This window comes from Shewanella sp. Isolate13 (assembly GCF_022398325.1).
GTDB lineage: Bacteria > Pseudomonadota > Gammaproteobacteria > Enterobacterales > Shewanellaceae > Shewanella.
This window is the reverse complement of record NZ_JAKEVD010000008.1, coordinates 56,857-82,568: the sequence shown is the minus strand read 5'-3', so window position 1 is coordinate 82,568 and position 25,712 is coordinate 56,857. Positions and strand designations below refer to the sequence as shown.

The window sequence follows — 25,712 nt, the reverse complement described above, 5'->3', positions numbered from 1 at the left end:
GATTATTCTCCAAGACGATGTTGAAACAACTGCTCAATTAACAGTTTGAGTAATGCGAGCCTATCTTTAGCTGTTTCAGAAGGCATAGCAAATTTTAGCTTATTGGGCCCGTCCATTCGATATACTTGTGGCTGGCTTTGTAGCAAACCGATGATAAAGGTTGGATCAACCTGATTGTTTTCACCGAACTCTATACTACCACCTTTAGCGTGCATTTCGATTTTTCTTAAGCCTAACTGTGTGGCCAAGTGCTTATAAAGTGTCATTTCCATCAAGTTTTTGGTCGCATCGGGCAACATACCGAAGCGGTCAATCAATTCGACCTTCATCTCATCGAGTGCTTTTGCGGTTTCGCAGTTAGCGATCCGCTTATACAGAGAGAGGCGAATATTCACATCGCCAACGTAATCTTCAGGCAGCAGCGCAGGGATGCGCAGCTCAATCTCACACTGATGTCGTAGCATCTGATTTAGCGACGGCTCTTTCCCCTGCTTAAGCGACTTCACCGCATCTTCTAGCATCTCCATATAGAGGGTAAAACCAATCTTGGAGATATGACCGCTCTGCTCATCACCAAGTAGCTCACCGGCACCGCGAATTTCCAAGTCTTGGGTTGCGAGCATAAAGCCAGCCCCAAGATCTTCTAATGCGCCGATCGCCTCTAGTCGCTTACGGGCATCTTTAGTCATACGTTTGGGGTGAGGGGTCATCAAATAGGCGTAGGCTTGGTGATGAGAGCGTCCCACGCGGCCACGTAGCTGATGCAGCTGAGCCAGACCAAAGTTATCGGCGCGTTCAATGACGATGGTATTAGCCGATGGCACGTCGATACCGGTTTCGATGATAGTAGTACAGACTAATACGTTAAAGCGCTGATGATAAAAATCAGACATCACTCGTTCAAGCTCACGCTCACGCATCTGCCCATGGGCAGTCACCACGCGTGCCTCTGGTAGCAACTCACTGATCTCTGCCGCACGCTTCTCTATGGTTTCGACACTATTGTGTAGGAAGTAGACCTGGCCACCCCTTAATATTTCACGTAGCAAGGCCTCACGAATGGTGGCTTCATCATATTCTCTGACAAAGGTTTTTACTGCGAGTCGCTTAGCTGGCGGGGTGGCGATAATCGACAGATCGCGCATGCCCGACATCGCCATATTTAATGTTCTCGGAATAGGCGTTGCGGTTAAGGTTAAGATATCGACATTCGCTCTGAGGGCCTTAATCTTCTCTTTCTGTCTTACACCAAATCGGTGTTCTTCGTCGATAATGAGCAGGCCGAGATTCTCGAATTTGGCTTCTGATTGCAGCAGCTTGTGGGTGCCGATCACGATGTCGACTTTACCATCGAGCAGATCTTTCATCACTTGAGTCTGCTCTTTCGCCGTCTTAAAACGAGACATCACTTCAATCTTAAATGGCCAGTCGGCGAAGCGGTCTTTAAAGTTTTCGTAATGCTGCTGAGCGAGCAGAGTAGTCGGTACTAAGATGGCGACCTGTCTGCCGTCATTGACGGCGACAAAGGCAGCGCGCATGGCGACCTCGGTCTTACCGAAGCCCACATCTCCACAAACGAGTCTATCCATCGCCGTTGGCGAGCGCATATCTTCAAGGACCGCTTCGATGGCGGTCTCTTGGTCAACGGTTTCCTCATAGGGGAAACTGTTGGCGAACAGTGCATACTCTTCCTGATCGATTCGACAAGCCTCGCCCGGGCGAGCCTGTCTGCGGGCATAGACATCGAGTAGCTCTGCGGCCACATCACGAATTTTCTCAACCGCTTTTTTCTTTGCCTTGGCCCAGCTTTCATTACCGAGCTTGTTAAGGGTTGCCTCCTCATCGGGGCCAACGCTGTAGCGGCTAATTAAATGCAGTGAGCCAACCGGCACATAGAGTTTATCGCCACCTGAGTATTCAAGGACTAAATATTCGGCCACTAGGCCGCCAGTATCTAATGTCTCTAGACCCTGATAGCGCGCCACACCATGGTCTAAATGCACTATGGGTTGGCCTACCTTTAGCTCGGCAAGGTTTTTAACTAAGGCATCGGAGCTGATCTGACGCTGTTTATCACGGCGACGACGCTGAGAGATGCGTTGACCAAACAGTTCCGTCTCACAAATAAGCGCAAACTTGCCACCGGTTTTCTTTTCAATCACACAGCCATGGGCAAGAGGAGATACGATTAGCCCTAGTTTTGCCTTGCTGGCGACAAATTCATCGAAATGATCATACAACTTAGGCTTGAGGTTGATCTTGCTAAGCAGTTCTAGCAATGCTTCTCGGCGCCCCTCAGACTCGGCACTAAACAGCATACGCTCGCCAAGTGTGGCGTATTTCTCAAGCTCAACCAAAGGTTGTTTGAGCTTATGGTTGGCGCAGAGATCTGGCAGTTTACTGGCCTTGGCATGAGATGCTGTACCTGTGTAGGCCTCATCTTTAAGTCCAAAGCGAGGCAAGCCTTTAAAAGATGCGAAGATCTGCTCAGTCAGCAGATATAACTCTTGTGGCGTGAGTAGTGGCCTTAATGGGTCGACGCGCCTGTCTTCGTAGCGAACTTCAACCTCATTAAGGTGCGAGTGAGTGGCCGCTTCAATGTCACCTAAGGTGATCAGCTGAGTATTACCTGGGAGATAATCAAAGAGGGTGGCGGTTTCATCAAAAAACAGTGGCAGGTAGTTTTCAATTCCCGCTGGCATGGTTTTCTTACTGACCATCTGATAAATCGAGCCCGGCTCTTTAACCAACACCTCAAAACGGCGGCGGTACCTTTGCCTAAAGCCTTCTATCGCGGCGTCATCGGTAGGGAACTCTTTCGCTGGAAGCAGACGAATGGCATCGATCTCTTTGCTAGATCGCTGAGTCTCAGGATCAAAATGACGAATGGTTTCTACTTCATCATCGAATAACTCGATGCGATAAGGCTGACTCGAACCCATTGGGAAAATATCGATAATTGAGCCTCGCACGGCAAACTCGCCGTGTTCATAGACCTGCTCAACCACGTGATAGCCGGTGTTAATTAACTGCTCGCGTACATCTAACAGACGATACTTATCGCCTTTCTCCAGCATCAATACGTTACCCGTTAGGAACGATTGTGGCGGCAGGCGCACCATCAAGGTGGTGATAGGGACAATGACAACTGCGTGTTGCGCCTGAGGTATACGTGATAACGCTTCTAAGCGCTGGGAGACCAGATCTTGGTGCGGCGAGAAGCTGTCGTAAGGAAGTGTTTCTCTATCGGGGAAAAGCCAAATCGGTATTGATTGCTCACTGAGCAGATAACTTAGCTCAGCATCAAGAGTGATTGCCGTCGGTGTATCAGCTGTCACCACTAAGGTAACACCTAAATGTTGCTTGGCAATATTTGCGATGGTTAGCGCTTGTGCTGCGCCGCCGAGTGTACACAGCGTTTGTGCCAATTTGGCACTCTTGACCGCTGGTGGAGTCAATACAGAGAAAGCATTCATTAAGGCGAGGAAACAAGTCCAATAGCAGTAAACTTGCTAAGTATTGTAGAGGCTTGTTTCAGCTCATGCCAGTGAAAATTCTTTTTGGCTTAGCGGGATAACTGTCGTAGCTTTAGCTGCTTTTGCTGTAGAGTCAGGCTCGCTTTAACTAACTGCTCAACGTCGTTATCTTGGATAACGCAAAAGCTCAGCTCCACGGCGTATTGCGTAGTCGATTGTGTATCCGTGGCTTCGAGTAGTGAGCAACTTGTGACTTTTGCAAAGCAGAGCAGGGCGACAAGCTCCTCTTTAATATGCAGTGTCACCTGAAACACCTGTCCTAGCTCTAGGGGAGTAGGGCTAATAAGAGTAATGCCACTGCCGCCAAACTGTTTGCCAATGTAGTGAGTACCTTCATACTCCTCTTTCGCCATGATGTGTTGTAACACCATATCGATTTTTCGCGACTGCAGTTTTAAAAACTCCACCACGGTTTTGGCATCGTCATCGAGGTGGCGCAATTGCAACAGGCTATCTGATTCGAGCGCCTTTACATCACTAATTAGCTGTAAGCTTGTCGGCAGCATAAGGCTGAGCTGCTCGACTAACGGCAGAGGTTTAGCACTGTCCCAGGGACTCAAGTAGACATCAAATGGGTGATTAATACTAAAATAGGCGGTAGAGTCAGTTAACAAGGGTATTGCCTCTTGTTTTTAGGGGGCTAATACCCCTATTATCGTGCGCATCTTTATGATTTAGCAAGGTTAGACACACAAATGTCTTAATACCGAGAGGAAATTGAGGCTTTTTTGTGAACTGCTGAGTGGATCCTTATCCTGTTTTTGCAGGAGAGGGCAATGACTTCTATGGCGTTATGTTAATCGTTATTGCGCTCAGCTTAAGTCGATTTTATTTGGGTTTCTTAATGAATTTTTCATTATCGTTTTATATTGGTTACCGCTACTGGCGCTCCCGTAAAGCTAACGCATTTGCGTCGTTTATCACTCTTTTTTCCGTTTCAGGTATTTTACTCGGTGTGGCGGCTTTGATCCTTGTTAGTTCGGTGATGAATGGCTTAGAGAGTCAGCTTAAACAGCGGATCTTAGGTGCGGTGCCACAATTAACCGTGCATTCGCAAACGCCAATAGACAATTGGTCAAAGCAAGTCGACAAGCTAAGTCAACTAACCGGTGTTCAAGGTGCAACGCCGAGTATATCGACCCAAGCTATGGTGCAGTCTCCAAGTAATATTGGCGCTGCTCAAGTCTATGGTATCTACCCTGAGCAAGAAAAAGCCCTGCTCAATACCACTAAACGAGTCTATTCAGGCAACTTTGATGCACTAGAGTCGGGTAAATATCGGATAATTTTAGGCGCCGAACTCGCGCGTAAACTCGACGTCGCCCCAGGTGATAAAATTCGAGTACTCAGCGGTGATGGCGTAGTCTATTCACCTTTAGGCCCTGTGCCGAGTCAGCGTAAGTTCACCGTGGCTGGCGTATTTGAGATGGGCTCACAAGTGGATGCGACTCTGGCCTATGTTCACCATGATGATGCGCAGCGATTGATGCGCCAAAAGGCGGGAGAGGTTAAAGAGCTGCGTCTATATCTGGATGATCCTTTTAATGCCGCCAAAATTGCCCCTGAAGTGGTAGCGCAATTTGCAACACCCGTGACCACCACCGATTGGCGAGATCGCTATGGTCACCTTTTTGGTGCGGTGAAGATGGAAAAGAACATGATGTCTTTAATGCTTAGCCTGATTATTGCCGTTGCTGCTTTTAATATCGTATCGGCCTTAGTGATGATGGTCGTCGATAAAACCACTGATGTTGCTGTGCTCAAGACTCAAGGATTAACGACCGCGAATGTGATGGGTATTTTTATGATCCAAGGCTCGCTTAATGCCGTTATCGGTCTTATCTCCGGTGTGGTGGTTGGTACTTTACTCACCCTTAACTTAAACACAATTACTCAAGCGCTTGGGATCTCAATATTAGGAGCCGGGCAAAATTTACCTGTACAGCTTGAAGTGAGCCAGCTGACGTGGATTGTTGTCGGCACTCTAGTGATCACATTGCTTGCCACCATTTACCCAGCAATAAGAGCCGCCCATGTGCAGCCTGCGACCGCACTTAGATATGAATAAGCGGTTCTATAAGTAAGCAACGATACGAGCAAGCGACTTTGCGAAAATGCGGCTTTATGAGTAAGTCACGAACAAGATACGAATAGCGAGTTAAAAATGAATCAAGAATTACTGCTGCAAGTCAGTCATGTGAGCAAACGTTATCAAGAAGGCTCGGTCGATACCGAGGTTCTACATGACGTAGAACTGCAAGTCTTTAAAGGCGAGCAGTTGGCGATTGTCGGTAGCTCTGGCTCAGGTAAGAGTACATTACTGCATATTATGGGGACGCTAGACAGCCCGACAAGTGGCAGCGTCACTATGCTTGGTGAAGATCTTTATAAGCTGTCGAGCCAGCGTCAAGCGCAGGTGCGAAATGAGCACTTGGGCTTTATCTATCAGTTTCACCATCTGTTGCCTGAATTTACCGCCCTTGAAAACGTCTCCATGCCAGCACTTATTCAAGGTCAGCGACGCAAGCAGGTAGAAGCCAAAGCCAAATCACTGCTTGAACGTGTGGGACTGGGTCATAGGTTGAGCCATACTCCGGCAGAGATGTCTGGCGGTGAACGTCAACGTGTGGCAATTGCTAGAGCATTGATTAACGATCCTAAGCTGGTGTTAGCCGATGAACCTACAGGTAACCTCGATGCGAATAGTGGTGAAGCCGTATACGAGCTGATCACCGAGCTTGCCGCCCAGCTAGGCACTGCATTTGTAGTAGTGACTCATGATCAAAGCTTAGCCGCGCGAATGGATAGGCAGCTGCATATGAAAGATGGTCGTCTAGTGCAAGCCGAGGAGCTTAACGCATGAGAGCGTTGTTAGCGATGTGGGTAGGTTGGCGCTTTTATTTTGCCCGCCAATCGAATCGATTTATTAGTTTTATCTCCTTCGCTTCAACGGCAGGAATTGCCTTAGGTGTGGCAGTACTTATCGTGGTGCTGTCGGCCATGAACGGTTTTGAGAAAGAGTTGGAGCAGCGACTGTTAGGGGTCGTGTCCCATGGTGAACTTATTGGCGTGAATGAACCTATACGCCAATGGCAATCTATCGTAGATGATGCCAACAAGGTGCCAGGGATCTTAGCCGCCGCGCCGTTTGTGCGTATGCAGGGGCTTGTGCAAAAAGTCGGTGGCTTCCAAGGCATAACTGTACTCGGTGTCGATGTGGATAGTGAGGAAAGAGTTTCTAATATTAAGCAGTTTATGTCGGCTGATAGTTGGCATAGCCTTGCTCAACAAGACAGTAATAATATCGTTTTAGGCAAAGGCTTAGCCAAGAGTCTCGGCTTAAAAGTTGGTCAGTCCCTTAGCCTGTATATGCCTAATATTAGCCAGTCACAGAGTAAGATTGGTGCGGCAAAGAGCTATCGTTTTGTGGTCACAGGGATTTTTGAGCTAGGGGGAGAGCTCGATATGAGCACCGCCTATATCCCGATGCAATATGCCGCAAAGGCCTTGAAGTTAGGTGATAGCGTGTCAGGTGTGCGGATAAAAGTGGACGATGTGTTTGCCGCACCAAGGCTTATTCGGGATTTAGGTTATAGCCAGCAGCAATATGTCTATATCTCAGATTGGACTCGTACTCAGGGTCATCTTTATCAAGATATTCAGTTGGTCAGAATGGTGATGTACTTAGTGCTCGCTCTCGTGATTGCCGTGGCTTGTTTTAATATCGTTTCAACCTTGGTGATGGCGGTTAGAGACAAGCAGTCAGAGATCGCGATTTTGCTCACCATGGGCATGAAAAAAGCCTCAGTAATGCTAATTTTTGTTGTTCAGGGAGCGTTTAATGGCGTGTTGGGCTGCGCTATCGGTGGCGTGTTAGGCACGATTACTGCGCTGAATTTAAGTGCCATTGCCCGCGGCATAGAGTCGCTGTTTGGTATCCAGCTGTTATCGGCCGATGTCTATTTTATTGACTTTTTACCTTCACAGCTTAAAGGGGGCGATGTGATGACTGTGATATTGCTAGCCTTTGTTATGAGCGTTATCGCGACCCTGTACCCAGCATGGAAAGCTAGCCAGACCCCGCCAGCCAGAGCGCTAGCGGGTCGGTAAACTGCTTACCCTTATTGATAATAAAGCCGGCGGGTGCTGGCTTTATTATCTGTGATATTGATTCAATGCGATTGATTACTGCTATTGGTTAAGCCAGGCTAGGGCTTTGGACTCATCGTCAAAGTAGCGAGTCTCCCCAGCGATAAACCAATTACCAATTTTTGTGGCAAGCTCTTGCCATCCCTTATTGCCATAAAGCGCAATCTTGACGAACTGATTTCCATGCTTTAATCCCAGCTTAAAGTCATCCCATGCCGCGCTTAGCTCCCACCCCTCAAGCTCAGTTGCATCGAAAAGTGCCTTAATCTTGGGGTGTTTGACTTCCGCTAATGCCGAGTCGATTACTGGCGTCATGGCGAGGTAATCACTATGGGTGAGTTTGCCTTTTGCTTTGAGGGTGAGAAAGAATTCATCGTTCATTCTCTCTAGTCCGATGGTAAATCCGTGTCTTAAGGCTGTCATGCCAACTCTCCTTGCTAGGTAATGCGCGTCATATCGTATTTCTTAATTTGATAAAACGAACGTGATGAAAACTAATCCGGATAACTGCATTGATATCGATGAATATCACGTTTATGCTTTCGGGCAATTTAATTTCGCCTGTTTAGCTATAAAAAATAGGTGTCATTTGGGTATTAGTTATAGGAGAGCTTGGAGATAAAACCAAGCCAAAAGGAATAATAATGGATCAGCAAGCATATGCTATTGGTGTTAAAGGCCAAAAGTGGGGCGAGTCAGAGAAAGCCCAGTGGTTTAACGCCCAGGAGATCAAGCGTTCCTACCAAGAGCAAGTCGTGACTAAGATCCTTGCGCTAAAGGAGCGTTTTGAGGTTGAGCAGTATGGTGCACTTTCTTACGATGTTGAGCGTTACCCATTGTTTGCGGTGAAGTCGTTAAACTGGGACATGAGCAAGCCAACTATTCTCGTTACAGGTGGCGTTCATGGCTACGAAACCAGCGGTGTGCAAGGCGCGATTCGCTTTATCGAAACCAAAGCCGCTGAGTATACCAAGCACTTTAATATTCTTGTGGCGCCTTGTATCAGTCCTTGGGGCTATGAAACCATTAATCGCTGGAACCCAAAAGCGGTCGATCCTAACCGCTCTTTCTATCAAGATAGCCCAGCAGAAGAGTCTGCTGCCCTTATGGCACTTTTGGCGGGTCTAAACGTCGAGATTTTTGCCCATATCGATCTTCATGAAACTACCGATACCGATAATAGCGAGTTTAGACCCGCATTGGCAGCTCGGGACGCTGTGGAGCACACCAACTGGAACATTCCTGATGGTTTTTACTTGGTAGGCGATACCATCAATCCACAAGATGCCTTTCAAACGGCAATGATTAAATCGGTAGAGCAGGTAACTCATATCGCGCCCGCCGATGAAAACGGTAAGTTAATTGGCGTCAATTTAGCCCAGTTTGGGGTGATTAATTATGCCACCAAGGCACTCGGGTTATGTGCCGGTGTGAGCGATGCAAAATATGTCACCACCACCGAAGTGTATCCTGATAGTCCGCTTGTCGATGATGAGAACTGCATTTTGGCACAGGTCGCAGCGGTCACTGGCGGACTGGATTACTTACTAACGCTCTAGCTGGTGACTCTATAGAACCTAAAAGCAGTTGGTACTCAAGCTTAGAACATGCAAGTCTTTAATCTTAGACGCCAACTCGCTTTAGTCCACTTCAGAAGCGATAACCGCTTTAATGCCGTGAGCGTGTACCTTGACGCAAATTCCCTGTTTCTTAAAGGCAATGGTCGGATTTGGAAGACGCTCTTTATCGCCTTTGGGTGAGCTCCGTTTAACTTTTATATCAGTCTCCCCTGCTAACACTGGAGCCAACTGCGGTGCTTGTTCAAGCAGAGCTTGGGCTAGTGTGTCACAATCGTTAGCGCCGCAATCTAGCACTAACTCAATATGCTCCCAACCTTCGACCGGGTAGACTTTGTCACTTGGATAGGGCAGTTCGACACACTCAATAGCGCTTGTACCCATCATCAACGGCTGGTGTAACTCGATAATCAAAATGGGGCGACCGTTAATCATGTTATCTGAAATGACTTTTCCTGCGCTTTCAAATCCACAACGTAGTTCATCAGCCGCTTCTGTGCTATTGACTCGAAGCGCAGTGTGATCACATTCGAGCGCGAGTGAGTCTAGGCCTAACTCTCGGGTAAACGCTTGTATGCGCTGGCTAAATGTAGGCCAGCTACTGATTAATTCTTGGTATGTCATAGGACGCCTTATAGCAAAATGAACCTCTAATAAAAAAGAGGTGCTAAATGAGGTTGTTAAATTGGAACTGAGAAAAGTGTTTAGGGCCAGATCTCTATCGGTGTGCCTTCATCGATCGCTCGCCAAAGCTCATCCATTTCCGCATTAGTGACCGCGATACAACCATCGGTCCAGTTATACATCTGGGCTTCTTCTGGGCTTAGGCTAGAGTTGGGGTTTTCACCGTGGATCATGATCTGTCCACCTGGGCTAATACCGAGTGCATCGGCGCGCAGGCGGTCTTCATCGTTGGGATAAGAAATACGAATAGCGCGATAGTAAGCACTATCAGACTTTTTATAGTCCAATAGGTAACGGCCTTCGGGGGTTCGCTGATCGCCTTCGGTGAACTTATGACCAACGGGGTTATCACCCATGGCAATACGGTATTTCTTAAGCACCTTGCCTTGCCTTAGCAGTGTCATGCTCGCTTCTGACTTGGTGACTACCACTAAGTCGGCTTTACCGCTGGTCATCGCGCCCGCGAAGGAGGCGTTAGAAAAAAGCGTGCTCGAGATAAGCATCAACAAACTGAGTGATAAAACAATAAAGCGCATGGATAACCTTGAACGAAAGAGCTAAATATCGGTGAATGACAGAGTTTATCTTACCCTAAAATGGCATCGGTGTTGACGGCAAAGATTAAGATTATTTTTGAGCTCTTACCCTATGCGTGTCACACTATTCATATTATCTATTTTAAAATGTTGATTCGTCAGTTTAAGTCGATGAATTCTTCGTCAATTTTTGTAAGGAGTTGCTGTAGCAATGGCAACAGAGAAAGAGCCAGAAAGTTTATTAAAACTAAAATTACGCCGGGTTATTTTTGGAACCGACACCCCTGCGGGGCGTTATTTCGATATTAGTTTAATGGTATGCATTGTGATGAGCGTGCTGCTCGTCTTTCTCGATACCGTGGCTTCAGTTCATGAGCGCTATGGTGACATCATTGTCATCTTGGAGTGGGGCTTTACCATTATCTTTACCATTGAGTATCTGCTTAGGCTTTATTGCTCGGCCAAGCCGCTCAGTTACGCCAGAAGCTTTTATGGTGTAGTGGACTTATTGTCGGTATTACCGACTTACTTAGCCCTGTTCTTCCCAGGTGCAAGCTTCACTATGGTTATTAGGATCTTGCGTCTATTCAGGATTTTCCGAGTATTGAAGCTACTGCGCTATTTAAGTGAAGGTAACCTACTGCTGCGCGCCATGATGCAGTCGAGTCGTAAGGTGTTTATCTTCTTTTTCTCGGTCAGTTTGATTGTTGTGGTGTTGAGTGCCGTAATGTATGTGGTCGAAGGGCCGGATAATGGCTTCACCTCTATTCCAAAGTCGATTTATTGGACCATTGTGACCATTACCACTGTGGGCTATGGCGATATTACCCCAGGCACGCCACTAGGGCAGGCTATTGCAGCATTTACCATGCTACTGGGTTACTCAATTATTGCCATTCCAACGGGTATTTTAACTGCGGAGATATCCCAAGAAATTGGTCGCACGCGAGACCTAAGGCGCTGTAGTAACTGCTTGAAAGTAGGGCATGAAAATAATGCGCTTTACTGCGATCATTGCGGTAGTGAATTAGAGAGCGAGTTGTAAACATAGACAAAGTTAACGGATTAGTCAGAGACAAAGAGGTGTTATGGCTGTAGCCAAGTTTGTACAGGGATCGATTCTACGTCACATATTAGTGATGAGCTCTACCGCTGCGGTCGGGATTTCGGCGTTGTTTGTGGTCGATCTGCTGGATATCTTTTTCTTGAGTTTACTCGGGGAGCAGGAGTTAGCAGCTGCGGTGGGCTACGCCGGCACCATCTCGTTTTTTACCACCTCAATCGGTATTGGATTATCCATAGCGTTGGGGGCGCTTGTGTCGCGCTCTATCGGCGCGAAAGAGACTGAAAAGGCCAAGCGATTGCTGTTAAACAGCTTAGTGGTGACGTTATTGATGAGTCTCTTTGTCGCCTTTAGCGTGTATATGTTTATTCCTGAGCTGTTAAGTCTAGTGGGGGCTACGGGCAAAACGGCTGAGCTTGCCGAGGGCTACCTCAATATTTTGGTGCCGTCCTTGCCGCTTATCTGTCTTGCTATGGCGCTGGGTAGCGCTTTGAGGGCGGTGGGCGATGCCAAGTTGTCTATGGTATCGACTTTGATTGGCGGTGGCGTTAACGCCGTCTTCGATCCGATATTTATCTTTATGTTTGCCATGGGGATTGAAGGTGCCGCAGTTGCCTCTGTATTGGCCCGTTTTGCGGTATTTGCGGTTGCAGCTCGCGGGGTGGTGGTAAAGCATAACTTATTTGGGCGCTTTAACATCGACCACTTTGTGGAAGATCTTAAGCCTATTTTTGCCATTGCGGGCCCTGCAATGCTGACCAATGTGGCAACGCCTATCGGTAATGCGGTGGTGACTCGAGCGATTGCAGACTTTGGTGATAGCTATGTTGCCGGTTGGGCGGTGCTTGGACGCCTTATTCCCGTATCGTTTGGTATGATTTTCGCGCTCTCTGGTGCCGTTGGGCCCATTGTTGGGCAAAACTATGGTGCGATGGAGTTTGGGCGGGTAAAAGAGTCGCTGACTCGGGCTATCCAATTTTGCACCGTCTATGTCGTGAGTGTGTCACTGCTGCTATTTTTAACTCGAAACCAAATTGTCAGCGTATTTGATATGAAAGGTGATGCGGCTGAGCTGATCTTATTTTTCTGCTCCTATATCGCGGTGTTCTTTATCTTCTCCGGTATTTTGTTTGTTGCCAACGCCTCATTCAATAATTTAGGTAAGGCCAAGTATTCGACCCTGTTTAATGTGGGTAAGGCTACAGTGGGCACTATTCCCTTTGTGTACTTCGGTGCGCAGTGGGGAGGAGTTTATGGTGTGCTGATGGGACAAGCCGTTGGATCGATACTTTTCGGCGTATTGGGTGTCCTAGTCGCATATAGACTGGTTGATAAGGTTAGGGCCGCGGCTGTTAAGCCTGTGGTTGAAGCTGAGGATAAAACTGAGTTTGACGAGGAGCTGAGCTTAAGCGGTCAGAGCCCGCTCTCATCCTCTTGTGCCAACATGGCAATCGTCAATGAGGAGCAGGACTGTGAGGGGAGCAACGAAGTGGCTGAGCTTATTGGCGTTAAAGAGGACGGCGCCGCTAGCAAATAAGCTCTATTCAGCGAACAGGGCGCTCTTTAGTTAGCTGGTACCGCTTTTTCTTCGCTTGCTTCTACAGGTGCGTCAGTCGCCGCATCTGTTGTTTCTACTGCTGCAGTTGCTTGCTCTGCCGCTTCGGCTTCAAGTTTAGCCTGCTGCTCTGCACGCTCAGCCTTAGACACGTATTTTTTGATCGTAGGCGCAGTGTGCTTATTGAGGCGAGCCTTGGCACGTTTTGCGGTCTTTTTGATCATCTTCTGTTTTCTGTTCATGGTTTCTCTACGATATGCCTATTAATGATGTCTATATATGACGTCTATATGATGACAATTGTGGCACATTCTGCGCCAAGCTAGAAATCGGAGGCGAATTTTACCCTAAACACGCGGCTATCGCTACCATAGTGTTTATCGGTTCCAGTGAGCTATTTTACTATGAGGCATCGAAAAATATGTATCAATGCTTCCCATACAATTAAAATGGCTTAAAAGCATCAATCGCGATGCATCAAATGAGTAGTTAAAGTATTATGAATCCACCGAATGAGATCACTTTTTTTAGCCGTTTCGAAGCCGATATTTTAGCGGGCAAGAAGACCATTACCCTGCGTGACGAGTCTGAGTCCTACTATCAGGCGGGGCAGCGGGTGAGGGTATCCAATTTAGAAGATGGTCGTTGTTACGGCGAGTTAGACATTCTATCGGTTGAACAAGTGGCGTATGACGACCTTAATGACACCCACGCTGAGCAAGAGAATATGAGTCTTGCTGAGCTTAAAGTTTTAATTAGGCAGATTTACCCTGAGATCACTTCTATGTATATGATCCGCTTCTCATTAGCTTAGCTTTTCCTCTTGACGAGTGGATCCCGCAATTTAGCTTTAGTTCAAAATTATTTTACAAACTTACCCGTTAAATTAACGTAGTGTGCAGTTATTCAAAACTCTGGTTTTTGAGTAACGATTCTTCATGCAATAAAATAGGGTAAACAGTAGACTGCGCTATTTAGGTGAATAGTGCGGTTTGGTGTCATGCTTAATAGCCCTAGTTCCGTTTTTCCTGCCCGTTATTTCACTTAATGAACTCGGATGTTTCCCTTTGTCATGCCGTTATCAATGGCAAAACTGCACGGTTATCAACTCAATGATGAATTTTATACTTATTGGCCAAGCACTATCTTGTACTCCTCTTGTAGGAACTTTTTGGGAGGTACGCAATAATGTCGGCGTTTAAGGGCAAACGATGGTATTTCTTTCCAGCGGTCGCGGTGGGTTTTGTGGTGCTGGTGTTAGTCGTCAAAATGCGCAGTCACCCGCCGTTAGAGTTACAGGCGGAGCCGAGTAAGCTGGTTGAGGTTATCTCTCTAGAGAAAAGCCCTGTAGTGGCACAAGTGGATGCCTTCGGTCGCGTTAGCCCCAAAATTCAGTGGCAACTACTGCCTGAGGTCGGTGGCCGTGTGGTGTATAAACATCCAGATCTGGCCGTTGGTAAAATATTAGTAAAAGACACTCTATTATTGGCAATCGATCCGCTGGATTATCAGATCCGCTTGGCTCAGGCACAGGCTGACCGTAAGGCGCTCGAGGGGCAGTTAGAAGGCAAGAAGCTACAACTTCAAAACCTGCAGTTATCGCTTGAGATTGAAAATAATCGCTATGACTTGGTCAAATCTGACTTAAAGCGTAAAGAGACACTGCGTCAGAAAAACCTTATCTCACAATCAGAGCTCGATGGTGAGCGGCAAAATCTGCTCGCTCAACAGCAGAAGCTGCAAGAGCTAGACAACTCCTTGAATTTAATGCCCAACGAGACACAAATTCTTGAGGCACAACTACTACAAGCCGTTGCTCGTGAGCAGGAAGCTCAGAGTCAGCTAACCAAGACCGAAATTCGACTGCCTTTTGAAGGGCGCGTGGCCGAGGTCAACGTCGAAGCTAGCCAAGTGGTGTCGCCGCAGCAGGTGCTTGCACGTATAAATGGCATCGAGGTGATGGAAGTCGAGGCTCAGCTATCGCTTGGTGATGTGATGACCTTAATGAAGACGGTGACTCGGCCGCAAGGGCAAGGCAATGAGTTACCTCGCGCCGAAACCTTGGGGTTAACGGCAGAGATCACCTTAAAGGGCGCCACTTACTCTTTTAGTTGGCCAGCTGAAATTACCCGCATTGGCGAAACGGTGGATCCAACATTAGCCACCGTCAGCTTAGTGTTGCAGGTGGAGCAGCAGTACCGCGAGCTAAAAATAGGTCAGTCGCCACCATTGGTGAACGGTATGTTTGTCAGCGCCCGAATTAAAGGCGGTGAGCGTGACTACTGGATGGTGCCAGAGCGTGCATTGCATGGCGATAAGCTCTATATCATGGATTACGATAATCGACTGCAGCTAATAGACGTGCAGGTACTATTCCGCCAAGAAGGGCAAGCCGCGGTGCAAGGTGAGCTAGTTAATGGCATGCAGTTAGTATTAACTGACCTTATTCCAGCGGTTAATGGCATGGCGCTACGCAGCCAAGGCGGCGATACTAAGGGAGCAGAAACTGCAGCAGGGGAGATGCAGCCGTGATCGGTTTTTTCGTGCGTCACCCCACAGCCACAACGATGCTGATGTTGGCGTTTATCGTGCTGGGGATCAAGGCGCTGCCTGAGCTTAAGCGCGAGACATTTCCCGAGTTTTCCAAAAGTTATATTACCGCGCAGGTGGTGTTGCCAGGCGCGTCCCCCCAAGATGTGGAAGAGAATCTCTGCCTTAGGATGGAGGACGCCGTCGACAGTCTTGGCAGTATTATCGAGACCAAGTGTGATGCCTTAGAAGGCGTAGCCCGCATGACGCTAAAGCTTGACGATAAGGCAGATTTGGGCCGTAGCTTAGTGGATGTACAAACTAAGATCTCGGCCATTAAAGACTTCCCTGCCGAAATTGAACCGCCGATCGTCGAAGAGCTGGATTTTAATGAACGCATCATCGATATCGCCGTATCTGCCTCGACCAGCAAGCCGGAGCTGAAAGCCTATGCGGAAGATTTAAAGCGCCGCTTGAAATTAGATACCAGCATTAGTCAGGTTGAGATTTCAGGTTTTTCATCCCATCAGTTATTGGTAGAGATCTCGCTCGGCGCCATCAAACGCTTAGGCATGAGTGTTGCGGATGTGGCCAAACAGATTGAGCAGCAAAACGTGCAGCTGCCCAGCGGTACGGTTGAGACCCCAAGTAAGAACATCCTTATTCGCTTCGATCAGCGCGAAGTGGAGCCAGAGCGTCTTGCTAATATCGTCATTCGCTCCGATGCACAGGGTGGTGTGGTGCGCCTGCGTGATATCGCCACCATTACAGACAGATTTGAGCTCGATGAGGAGAGCATTCGCTTCGATGGTGAGCAAGCCGCGATTTTAACGGTATTTAAAAATAAGTCTCAGGACTCGCTGCGCCTTAAAGAGGAGATTATTGGCTTTTTAGACGCAGAGAAACTGCGCACTCCAAATGGTATCACCATCAGCACCTCTAACGACTTGAGTTCCTTGTTGTGGGATCGCTTAACCATGCTGATTAAGAACGGTTGGCAGGGGGTGGTACTTGTTTTCTTGTGTATGTGGCTGTTCTTCAGCCTGCGCTACTCATTTTGGGTGGCGATGGGTCTACCTATCGCCTTTATGGGGAGCCTGTTCTTTATGGCGCAGGTCGGCTTAACCATCAACATCATGACGCTGGTGGCCTTCTTGATGGCGATTGGTATCATGATGGATGACGCTATCGTAATCGCCGAGTCGATTGCCGCTCATATTGAACGCGGCATGAGCAAGGCCGACGCGGTGATCCAAGGTGTAAAGCGTGTGCTGCCCGGCGTAGTGTCGTCATTCTTAACCACGGTATTTATCTTCTCCAGTATCGCCTTTATGGAAGGCGACATGGGTAAGGTGCTACGAGTCGTGCCGCAAACTTTACTGCTGATCTTAACCATCAGTCTTGTGGAAGCATTTTTGATTTTACCTAACCATTTGGCCCACTCAGCGAAGGGAAAAGAGCGTAAGACCAGCCGCTTTAAGCAAAAATTTAATCAGAAGTTTGAACACTTTAGAACCGTGCAATTAGTGGCGGCAGTAGAGTGGGTGATTAACTGGCGTTATGTGTTTATGGGCTCGGTGATAAGCCTGCTGTTTATCTCTATCTCATTGGTTGCAGGCGGCGCGATTAAGTTTGTCGGTTTCCCCGAGCTTGATGGCGATGTGGCCGAGGCGCGCATTATCTTGCCGCCGGGTTCAACACTGCAGCAGACCGAGCATGTGGTTAACCGAATCGTCAGCGTCGCGAAGGCGTTAGATGATAAATACAGTCAGAAAGAGGACGGTCAGCGACTCATTCAGCATATCACCGAGCGCTTTAACTTTAACGCCGATGCGGGTGAAAGTGGTGCCCATGTGGCTACGGTGAAAATCGATCTCTTGAGCGCCGAAGTTCGGCAAACCTTGATGAGCACCTTTATTCGAGAGTGGCAGCAGGGCGTAGGTGAGATGGTCGACCCAATTGCGATTGTCTATAAGCAACCTAAGATGGGGCCTGCGGGGCGTGCGATTGAGATCCGCGTCCGAGGGGATGATCTAGACGAGCTTAAGTCAGCCGCAATCGAGGTGCAGCAATATCTGCAGGGCTTTAACGGTGTATCGGGCGTGATGGATAGCATGAGACCGGGTAAGGCCGAGATATTAATGACTCTGAAACCCGGCGCCGAAGCGTTTGGAGTCAACGGCATGATGCTCGCCAGTCAGCTGCGCGGTGCCTACTTTCATCAGACTGCCGATAATATTCAGGTGGGGCCAGAGAGCATTCAAATCGATGTGCAGTTAGATAAAACCGATGCCGCTAAACTTGAAAATCTCGCCAACTTCCCAATCACCATTGGCAGCGCTGGCGAGCAGGTGCCGCTATCTGCGGTGGCCGATTTTGAGTGGCAGCGTGGTTATGTGAAGATCTCGCGTCTCGATGGTATGCGTTTTGTCACCATTACCGGTGAAGTGGATACTCACTTAGCTAACGCCAGCGAGATTAACAATGCCTTTAAGGCCGAGTTATTACCTGAGCTTAAAAAGCGCTATCCAGGCATAAGAGTCAGCTATGAGGGCGAAGTCAAAGAAAGTAAGACGACGCAAAACTCTATGGCCAGTGGTTTTATTGTCGGTCTTTTAGCGGTATTTGCCATCTTAAGTCTGCAGTTTAAGAGTTACATCGAGCCACTCGTGGTGATGGCGGTTATTCCCCTTGGCTTAATTGGTGTGCTTTGGGGGCATCTGTTGCTGGGTTACTCCATGAGTATGCCGTCAATTATGGGTTTTGTGGCGCTGGCTGGGGTGGTGGTCAACGACTCGATTTTGCTGGTGCAGTATATTCGCTACCACGTAGAAGAGGGCCAATCGGTACATGAAGCGGTAGTGAGTGCTAGCAAAGAGCGCTTTAGAGCGGTATTTATCACCTCACTAACCACGGCTGCTGGTATGTTACCGCTATTGCTGGAAACCAGTATTCAGGCGCAGGTACTGCAGCCTTTGGTGGTCTCGATGGTGTTCGGTATTTTTGCATCGACGGCGTTGGTGCTGTTTATGGTGCCAGCCTGTTACGCGATTTTAGAAGATTTTGGTAAGGTCAGCTTTAGTAAGGCCAAGACCATTGCAGCTTCAGGTTAACTTTATATTGGCTCGTAAGTAAAAAGGTCCTTTACCAATAGATTAGCGCCTTTTTATTTACGGGTTTTAATTAAAAACAAGAATCGCTGCTTTTAACAGCGATCGCAGTGGCCTGATTTTGATTGATATTCCATAATGTTGCCTTTGCTATCAATTGAGAACTCACAACAGCTGCTGAATAGTTGGTAGAGTTTTTTTCGGCTTTGTTTAACCCGAGATTTCAAGGTTGAATAATTTAGCTGATTTTGCTCGGCAAAATCTTTTTGTGACATACCTTCAATTTCAATGGCAATTAATAACTTAGCGTCTTCATCTGGCAGTTGCTTAATAAATGGCAATAGGCAATGAGAAAGTTCTTTAATGATTAGCGCTTCATCTTGTTCGTCATACCATAAGTCATCGGCTGTTAACTTGCTCAATTGACTATTTTTACGATAAAAGTCGATGATGGTATTGTTGGCGATTTGGAATATCCATGGCTTGATTTTACTGCTGTCAGTAACGGTTTGTAGGCTCTTATGTGTTTTGATTAAGATCTCTTGTAAAAGATCTTCGACATCCGCTGTGTTGGCAACTTTTCGATGTAAAAAAGCTTTAAGACTTGATTGATATTCAGTCCAAATGGATTCTAAACGCATACTCATTAACTCGCTTTGACTCTCTTGCTGTGACGCCGATGTGGCTTATTCGTGCCCATATTGGACTGTAAGTTATTTGGACCACAAATTAATTATACAGTTACCAGAGCTGATGAAGCGACAACCTGCTCTTTTGCATGTTTCATATATAGATGACATAGCTTGGTTTAACCACAATAGCAGGCAGGATTAACGGCTGGCTTAACTTGCAGCTTAAAGTCTTTTATAGCCTTCTTACGAACTTCATCTAAATCTTTCCTTCGCACAGTGACCACCATTCCAGCTGTGGGCTTTGTTGAGCAAGCATAAGCGCTTTGGCCGTTAATTTCGACTAGGCAAGCTCTACAACAGCCACGCTTTCGTTGGTTTTTTAGACATGGTGCTGGGATGTTAATATTGACCTTGCGCGCAATTTCTACCAGGTTTTTATCCTCCGGTGTGAGTAACGCCTCTCTATTATCTATCTTTATAAGAGCAGGTTTTAATACAAGCATAGTGTACCTTTGGGGGGGAGCTAAGTTTGGATTCATGAGTTAAAAAGTCGTATCAAGGAGCAAGCTGGCCAATGCAGGCGTGCTCCTTGTACAAGTTGTGATTAGTGAGCTACATGTTATTGATTACTGACAACAGGAGCTTGTTTCTGGCGTGCAACGATTGCTGTTATTACATTCTGCTCCATTCATCACAGTCGCGAGATAGGTATTACTCAGGTAGAAATGGCTGAACACTGCTACAAAATCCTGTGGAACGGTTTTTTCAGCAAGTCCAGATCCTATCAATGCTGCCTGCCAGTTTTGCACTTTCGGAAACCCTGTTAGCATGTCGAATCCGGCTTGTTGTTTTATTACGGCCGCACGATGTAGTAAGGGCAGCCAAGCAATATCAACATTAGAAATATAATCCCCTTTAAAAAACTGAGAACCATTGAGTTGTTGTTCAGCTTTTGCGAATGACTTTTGCAAGTTTTCCAATCGAGTATCGAATGTTTGTTTATCTTTACTGGCCATAGTGCCACATTGAGCCATGTAGTGTTTACTTGCTTGGTATGACCAAGCACGATCGAGTGCTTTCTGTTCTGGTGAGACATTTTCTATCGGCGCATATTTGTCATCTAAATATTCAACAATGGCGTCAGATTCGAACAGCACTTTGTTTGTTTCTGTGATTAACACAGGTACTTGGCCATTGGGAGAGATATCTAAAAACCATTGTGGTTTGTTGCTTAGCTCGATGTACTCGATTTCAAATGGCACATTTTTGGTTATTAGCGCGCCCATCACGCGTTGTACGAACGGGCAGTTTTTAAAGCTGATCAGTTTTATCATTTTGTTGCTCCAAAAGGGATCACGGTTTTGTGTTTACCTCTATAAGACGAGCAAGGCTTCAAAAAGACGAAATATTTTTAAAATAGATTTAAAATAAACAAACTTTACTGGAGGGTTTTGCTTAACGGTTTGAATTGTAGTGATTTAATTGGTGTGCGGGGTTCTAAGAAAGGCGCGAACAAAAATTTTGCACCTTTCTTTATCTCGATTCAGACTGCGGTACGCTAGCTTACATTTTACTTAGCATATTTAAGGTAATGGCAACTGAATTGTCTGCTGTCACTTGTTTGGCTTCTTCATAGACTAAATGCGCCGAACCATCGGCTTTGTCAGAGATGGTGCGAATAACGACTAGCGGTATGTCAAACATGTCTGTCACTTGCGCAACCGCGGCGCCTTCCATCTCAACGGCGATGGCATTGAACTCTTTAAGTAACATGCTGACCACAGCTTTATCGGCAATAAACTGATCACCCGTTGCGATAATACCAGAGTGTACGCGCGCTTCGCCGATCGAATCTTTCGCCGCTTCAAGCGCTAGAGCTTGTAACTTTTCATCGGCGTAGAAGAGGCGATCATCATATCCATCAAGCTGACCTTTTGGCGCGCCAAAGGCAGTTAAGTCAACATCGTGCTGCACCAGCGCAGTTGAGATCACCACATCGGCAACATTGAGTTTAGGCCCTGCGGCGCCAGCGATACCGGTGAAAATAATACTGTTTACATCAAAGTGATTAATCAGCACATAAGTGGTGATAGCGGCATTGACTTTACCGACGCCAGAGCGAGCGACAACAACAGGTTTGCCTTTAATAAGGCCTGTATAGTAGGTATTAGCGGCTATTGTGTGTGTTTGGCGCTGCCTAATTTCAGGAAGGAGTTTTTCTATCTCTGCATCCATAGCGCCTAAGATAGCGATAGGCTGAGCTTTGGTTTTCGCACAGGTTTTAGTACTGGTTTGAGTACCAGTATTAACAGTATTTACAGCAAAAGCATTGATAGAGAATAGCGAGTAGAGTAGAGCGAAAACAGCAAGCGTGGTGCGCATCTTAGTGGCATTCCAATAATATAAATGCGCGCATCATAATGAGCTTGGCTGGCCGAGTAAACGTGGTTTTGAAGGATATTTACCTAACGTGAGCTTAGCAAGTTTCTCTTACAACTTGCTGAGATTGAATTGGCATTTCACAAGTTAAGTACGGCATCAAACTTATTCGATTAAGCTTAGTCTCTTAAGTTTAGTCTCTTAAGTTTAGTCTCTTAAACTTAGCCTCTTAAAATTGGTCATTCGAACCATGTTAAGAGGTTATTTGTTATCTTTATTGGACTAGCCATTCCTCCTAGTTTCACTTGCATATAGGCTATTACAGCTTAATAACATCTGTCCGCTTCCTCTGTGGCTGGTTTAGAGGCGTTCCCCTATACCAGCCATAAGTGTGAGGTGCTGTAACTTTTTAAAGCAGCTCGACGGTGACAAATATCGTCTTGTTTAAAGAAGCTAGCCTTTTAAGAGAGCAGAACACGCCGCTGTTTATCACCATATCATGGGCGAACAGAGCCGTATCTGCTTATCTGTCTCTTTGAGTTAGCTTAAGTGGTAGCGCTTGTTTATTTACTTGTTCCAATTGCTGTTGTTTCCAAATGGATGCGCCAATACCTGCTGCAAGCGAAGAGAGAATAACCCCTAGAGACACTGATGTTGCGATAGCAAATGGGGTATCAATCAGCAGCATCTTGGTACCAATAAAGCACAGCATGAACGCTAACGTATGATGCAAATAAGCAAATTTGCTCAACATACCACCGAGGACAAAGTACAGCGAACGTAAACCTAATAAGGCAAAGACGTTTGCAGCAAGTACCAAGTACGCTTCCTGTGTTACCGCAAAGATCGCAGGGATCGAGTCCAAGGCGAACATTATGTCTGTCATCGCAATGACCATGACAACGACCAACATTGGCGTTGCCAATATTCCAATGTTATCGCGGATAAAGAGCTTACTCCCATGGTAATCAGGGCTGATCCGCAGACATTTTCTTACTAAGCCAACGGCGATACTGTCTGAAAACGATGTGCTTTCTTGGGCATGCTGACGCCACAGTTGTACACCAGTCCAAATTAAGAAGAAGCCGAACACATAAAGTATCATATGGAATTCTGCAATCAGTGGTGCGCCAACTGAAATCATGATGCCGCGTAATATGAGCGCCCCTACAATACCTAACATCAGGACCCGAGGAATATTTTTTTCTGGTACGTTGAATTGACTAAAGATCAGAGCAAAAACAAACAGGTTGTCGACGCTCAGTGATTTTTCAAGAAGATAACCCGCGATAAATGCCGTGGTGGCTTCCTTTGACGAAATTTGACTGTTTGGCGACATTTCTGGCCAAAAGAGGTAAATCGCTCCTGCAAATAAAAATGCCAGCGAAAACCAGAACACGCTCCACACTATGGCTGAACGAAAACTGACCCTGCCTCTTGTGAGTAATAAATCGATGCTAAGCATCAACAGAGTGAGAGTAAGTAGGCCTTGATAACCTGAAAAGAGTTCATTTAAGGACATGATACCTCCGACAGGCGGATGGTACAGGAAAGTTGGGTGTACCTGACCAACCGCATAGCTAAAATGATAAAAGCAAATACGTGTTGTTGGTCTTGTCAAAACACATGAGTTAATGTGTTCTCGCGAGCCGGAAGCAAAAGCAACGGAATGACGACGGCGCGACAGAGTGACTACTCCCCAATCCTAGGTATCTTAGTCCTTTTTTATTAAAGAGAGAACCTAAAAATGACTTAGGTAGGTTAAATATGAGAGAGCGGATTATGTGGGGGGATTTTCACCTTTGATGTGAATTGCTTAGCATTAGAAGTTTCGATACTTCATGCACTTATATGGACAGTTTTAAATAAACTGCCCATATACATGCTCAATAGAAATCTTAAGAATCAAACTTAGCGAGATCCGCTTCATCGGCTCCATCGTTACACTCACCACGTATGGTGCCACGATCAGCTTGAATGCTGCGATAAAGCTCGATATAGCCATCGCGGCAATAGCCGTTCATCTTGATAGTTTGTTGTAAGCCATGCTCTACTTGCGCCGTCCAACCGCTTAGGTCTGGCCCTTGATAACGTTGCTTTGTGCGTGAGCGTTTCTTCTGGTTTGAGCGAACCTCATGTGGCAAAGGTTCACTTTGTGGTGTCTCTATGGTGAGGATTGCGCGGTAGGTAAATAGCTTTAAGCCATTACTTTTGATATCGGTTCTAAAGGAGTCAGAAACTTGTCCGGCAAACTCTTGTGGATTGATTTCAGGTTGGCTGCTACAGGCACTCAACAAGGTGCTAAGTAGGATAAAAAACGACAAAGTCGAAAGCCGTGATGTTAAGCGCATAGGTGATTTTTGTTCTAGTTTTTGGTTTATATGAGCCAGCATAACGTATATCGACGTAAGTTAGCAGTGAGATTACAGGATTTTACAGTTCATGGGGGAGCGCGTTCACAGGCTTACTGCTAGGGGCTACGCTTCTAGAACATAGGATAAGACAAACCTAGTGTCAGTTTAGATTCTAATTTATTTTTCCTGACCTAGAACCTTCATTTTACCCTCTGTTTTTATCATACCTTGGACAGTCGTCTTGAATGTTAAACCATTCAAGTTGGCTGTCTGTGTAGATATGGTAGTTAGGTTTGATGGCATTAGGCTCATTGAGTGTGCTGATACTTAAGGTGAGGTATTGCTCATAACGTAGATCGCGAAAGCTAAGTTGGCTGCCACAATGGGAGCAAAAGCCGCGCCGAACATGCTCGGATGAGGCATACTCTGTTGGGGGCTCAGTAAGCCAGATGACTTGCTCCCGTTCAAAGTCCATCCATGCACCAACAACAGAGCCGGTACTTTTTTGGCAGTGCCGACAATGGCAAAAGTCTGCATCGAAGGGAAGGCCCGTCACGCGATATTGCACCTTGTTACATAGGCAGCTCCCTGTAAGCCCCTCATTTCGTTTTTCAGCGGATCCTTGCGTGCTGTTCATTTGCTTGCTCATTTGGTGAATTGAAATTCGTACCGAGAATAGAGATAGCTAAACATAACGACGCTTTAGATACTAGGTTTATGGCATAAAGGCCGACCTACAAAGAAGCAAATGTTAGGTTCTAGGGCGCAGGGTTTCTATATAAAGCTTCAGTCTTTTCTTTTTCTTTGAGCGAACGCTCGTCTTAGTAATATCCGTCTACGCTTGTTCCGCCTTAGCTTTCCCTAGAACCTTCTTTTAATCATTTAACCACCAACACAGGGCATTTGGCCTTATTTGCTATTTGTTCTGATACGTTAGGGTTGAGCATATGAGACAGACCTGTATGGCCATGGCTGGCGATAACTATCATGCCGACATCATTCTCAATACTGTCTTCGAGAATTTGAGCAAAGGTATCACCGCTTCTGATGGCGGTTTTAACTTGCAGTGTCTTATTCAGCTGAGGCTCGATTTCCTTCACCAGAGCATCGAGCTTTTCGTTTGAATAGGCCTCTAGCTGAGTTTGTAGCTCTTCAAGACTTTCTACCACAATGTCGTAATGGTGTTCGCCGTAGGGCTTACTCATCACATGTAACAAACGGATATTGACTTGATATAAATTTGCCATCTCGATGGCATAGCCTAGGGCGTGGGATGCCGTTTCTGAAAAGTCAGTTGGGCACAAAATCTGGCGAGTACGCATAATAATACCCTCTGTGAAAATAAGGCGTGAAACATCATTGATAACGCACTACCTCCTCACTCATATAGTGGGGATTTTATAGGCTTAAGTGCATCTTTAATAATAGACAGAATTTAGCCAGTTAGCCTGTGAAAATAGTTAGCAATTAAGCCGTGACAACAAGAATGCGCGACTGCTGGCTGAGTTAAAATGTAAGTCGTTTTTACCTATACTTGGCAGCGGGTTCTGGCAAGGTATCGAGTCGGTATTTTTTGAAATAGCGCTGGGGCAATGGTGACAAATATCA

The 25,712-nt window shown here is 46.5% G+C and carries 23 protein-coding genes; 9 read left to right on the top strand and 14 right to left on the bottom strand.

The window, feature by feature from the left end:
• Positions 1-2: 2 nt before the first annotated feature.
• Both mfd and L1D44_RS07520 read right to left on the bottom strand, forming a co-directional pair.
• A complete protein-coding gene (gene mfd, locus L1D44_RS07525) occupies positions 3-3,476 on the bottom strand; it encodes a transcription-repair coupling factor (RefSeq protein ID WP_239889568.1) in 3,474 nt (1,157 codons plus the stop codon).
• A gap of 89 nt (positions 3,477-3,565) precedes the next feature.
• The gene (locus tag L1D44_RS07520) at positions 3,566-4,150 is read right to left on the bottom strand and encodes a hypothetical protein (protein ID WP_239889567.1); all 585 of its coding nucleotides are present in this window, start codon (positions 4,148-4,150) and stop codon (positions 3,566-3,568) included.
• A 230-nt stretch (positions 4,151-4,380) separates the two neighbouring features.
• Between L1D44_RS07520 and L1D44_RS07515 the strand changes: the two genes are divergently transcribed.
• From L1D44_RS07515 to lolE, 3 genes are all read left to right on the top strand, one after another.
• Complete coding sequence (locus L1D44_RS07515; RefSeq protein WP_239889566.1) at positions 4,381-5,604, top strand: lipoprotein-releasing ABC transporter permease subunit; 1,224 nt, start codon at positions 4,381-4,383, stop codon at positions 5,602-5,604.
• Positions 5,605-5,700: 96 nt separating this feature from the next.
• Complete coding sequence (gene lolD, locus L1D44_RS07510; protein WP_239889565.1) at positions 5,701-6,399, top strand: lipoprotein-releasing ABC transporter ATP-binding protein LolD; 699 nt, start codon at positions 5,701-5,703, stop codon at positions 6,397-6,399.
• Positions 6,396-7,646, top strand: a complete 1,251-nt coding sequence (gene lolE, locus L1D44_RS07505; protein WP_239889564.1) for a lipoprotein-releasing ABC transporter permease subunit LolE — start codon at positions 6,396-6,398, stop codon at positions 7,644-7,646. The genes lolD and lolE overlap by 4 nt, the downstream gene beginning before the upstream one ends.
• 81 nt (positions 7,647-7,727) lie before the next feature.
• On the opposite strand, the gene L1D44_RS07500 is transcribed toward lolE, so the two are convergent.
• Positions 7,728-8,108 carry an STAS/SEC14 domain-containing protein gene (locus L1D44_RS07500; protein ID WP_239889563.1) on the bottom strand — a complete coding sequence of 127 codons (381 nt, stop codon included), beginning with the start codon at positions 8,106-8,108 and terminating at the stop codon, positions 7,728-7,730.
• A 221-nt stretch (positions 8,109-8,329) separates the two neighbouring features.
• Here L1D44_RS07500 and L1D44_RS07495 point away from each other — a divergent pair, with 221 nt between their 5' ends.
• Positions 8,330-9,244, top strand: a complete 915-nt coding sequence (locus L1D44_RS07495) for a M14 family metallocarboxypeptidase (protein ID WP_239889562.1) — start codon at positions 8,330-8,332, stop codon at positions 9,242-9,244.
• An 81-nt stretch (positions 9,245-9,325) separates the two neighbouring features.
• On the opposite strand, the gene L1D44_RS07490 is transcribed toward L1D44_RS07495, so the two are convergent.
• Together L1D44_RS07490 and L1D44_RS07485 are read right to left on the bottom strand one after the other, a co-directional pair.
• Positions 9,326-9,886: a VOC family protein gene (locus L1D44_RS07490; RefSeq protein ID WP_239889561.1), complete on the bottom strand. Its 561-nt coding sequence runs from the start codon at positions 9,884-9,886 to the stop codon at positions 9,326-9,328.
• A gap of 80 nt (positions 9,887-9,966) precedes the next feature.
• A complete protein-coding gene (locus L1D44_RS07485) occupies positions 9,967-10,449 on the bottom strand; it encodes a L,D-transpeptidase family protein (RefSeq protein WP_239889627.1) in 483 nt (160 codons plus the stop codon).
• Positions 10,450-10,693: 244 nt separating this feature from the next.
• Between L1D44_RS07485 and L1D44_RS07480 the strand changes: the two genes are divergently transcribed.
• Positions 10,694-11,527 carry an ion transporter gene (locus L1D44_RS07480; protein WP_239889560.1) on the top strand — a complete coding sequence of 278 codons (834 nt, stop codon included), beginning with the start codon at positions 10,694-10,696 and terminating at the stop codon, positions 11,525-11,527.
• A gap of 43 nt (positions 11,528-11,570) precedes the next feature.
• Entirely contained in the window at positions 11,571-13,082 is a 1,512-nt protein-coding gene (locus L1D44_RS07475; protein ID WP_239889559.1) for an MATE family efflux transporter, read from the top strand.
• A 26-nt stretch (positions 13,083-13,108) separates the two neighbouring features.
• Here L1D44_RS07475 and L1D44_RS07470 read toward each other — a convergent pair whose 3' ends face one another.
• Positions 13,109-13,342: a DUF2986 domain-containing protein gene (locus tag L1D44_RS07470; protein WP_239889558.1), complete on the bottom strand. Its 234-nt coding sequence runs from the start codon at positions 13,340-13,342 to the stop codon at positions 13,109-13,111.
• Between the two features lie 257 nt (positions 13,343-13,599).
• Between L1D44_RS07470 and yqfB the strand changes: the two genes are divergently transcribed.
• The 3 genes from yqfB (at position 13,600) to L1D44_RS07455 (ending at position 18,742) form a co-directional block, all read left to right on the top strand.
• Entirely contained in the window at positions 13,600-13,914 is a 315-nt protein-coding gene (yqfB, locus tag L1D44_RS07465) for a N(4)-acetylcytidine aminohydrolase (protein WP_239889557.1), read from the top strand.
• Between the two features lie 374 nt (positions 13,915-14,288).
• Positions 14,289-15,632 carry an HlyD family efflux transporter periplasmic adaptor subunit gene (locus L1D44_RS07460; protein ID WP_239889556.1) on the top strand — a complete coding sequence of 448 codons (1,344 nt, stop codon included), beginning with the start codon at positions 14,289-14,291 and terminating at the stop codon, positions 15,630-15,632.
• Positions 15,629-18,742 (top strand): efflux RND transporter permease subunit, encoded by a 3,114-nt coding sequence (locus L1D44_RS07455; protein WP_239889555.1) that lies wholly within the window; start codon positions 15,629-15,631, stop codon positions 18,740-18,742. Before L1D44_RS07460 ends, L1D44_RS07455 begins: the two co-directional genes overlap by 4 nt.
• 92 nt (positions 18,743-18,834) lie before the next feature.
• On the opposite strand, the gene sigZ is transcribed toward L1D44_RS07455, so the two are convergent.
• The 8 genes from sigZ to L1D44_RS07415 all read right to left on the bottom strand — a co-directional run bounded on the left by sigZ (position 18,835) and on the right by L1D44_RS07415 (position 25,426).
• Entirely contained in the window at positions 18,835-19,386 is a 552-nt protein-coding gene (gene sigZ / locus L1D44_RS07450; RefSeq protein ID WP_239889554.1) for an RNA polymerase sigma factor SigZ, read from the bottom strand.
• A 161-nt stretch (positions 19,387-19,547) separates the two neighbouring features.
• A complete protein-coding gene (locus tag L1D44_RS07445) occupies positions 19,548-19,874 on the bottom strand; it encodes a 2Fe-2S iron-sulfur cluster-binding protein (RefSeq protein ID WP_239889553.1) in 327 nt (108 codons plus the stop codon).
• A 123-nt stretch (positions 19,875-19,997) separates the two neighbouring features.
• Complete coding sequence (locus L1D44_RS07440) at positions 19,998-20,705, bottom strand: glutathione S-transferase family protein (RefSeq protein ID WP_239889552.1); 708 nt, start codon at positions 20,703-20,705, stop codon at positions 19,998-20,000.
• Between the two features lie 229 nt (positions 20,706-20,934).
• Complete coding sequence (locus L1D44_RS07435; protein WP_239889551.1) at positions 20,935-21,753, bottom strand: 5'-methylthioadenosine/adenosylhomocysteine nucleosidase; 819 nt, start codon at positions 21,751-21,753, stop codon at positions 20,935-20,937.
• A gap of 520 nt (positions 21,754-22,273) precedes the next feature.
• Entirely contained in the window at positions 22,274-23,272 is a 999-nt protein-coding gene (locus tag L1D44_RS07430; protein WP_239889550.1) for a TerC/Alx family metal homeostasis membrane protein, read from the bottom strand.
• Positions 23,273-23,648: 376 nt separating this feature from the next.
• Positions 23,649-24,074: a hypothetical protein gene (locus tag L1D44_RS07425; RefSeq protein WP_239889549.1), complete on the bottom strand. Its 426-nt coding sequence runs from the start codon at positions 24,072-24,074 to the stop codon at positions 23,649-23,651.
• 235 nt (positions 24,075-24,309) lie between these two features.
• Positions 24,310-24,741 carry a GFA family protein gene (locus L1D44_RS07420; protein ID WP_239889548.1) on the bottom strand — a complete coding sequence of 144 codons (432 nt, stop codon included), beginning with the start codon at positions 24,739-24,741 and terminating at the stop codon, positions 24,310-24,312.
• A gap of 241 nt (positions 24,742-24,982) precedes the next feature.
• Complete coding sequence (locus L1D44_RS07415; RefSeq protein ID WP_220767738.1) at positions 24,983-25,426, bottom strand: universal stress protein; 444 nt, start codon at positions 25,424-25,426, stop codon at positions 24,983-24,985.
• Positions 25,427-25,712: the final 286 nt, after the last annotated feature.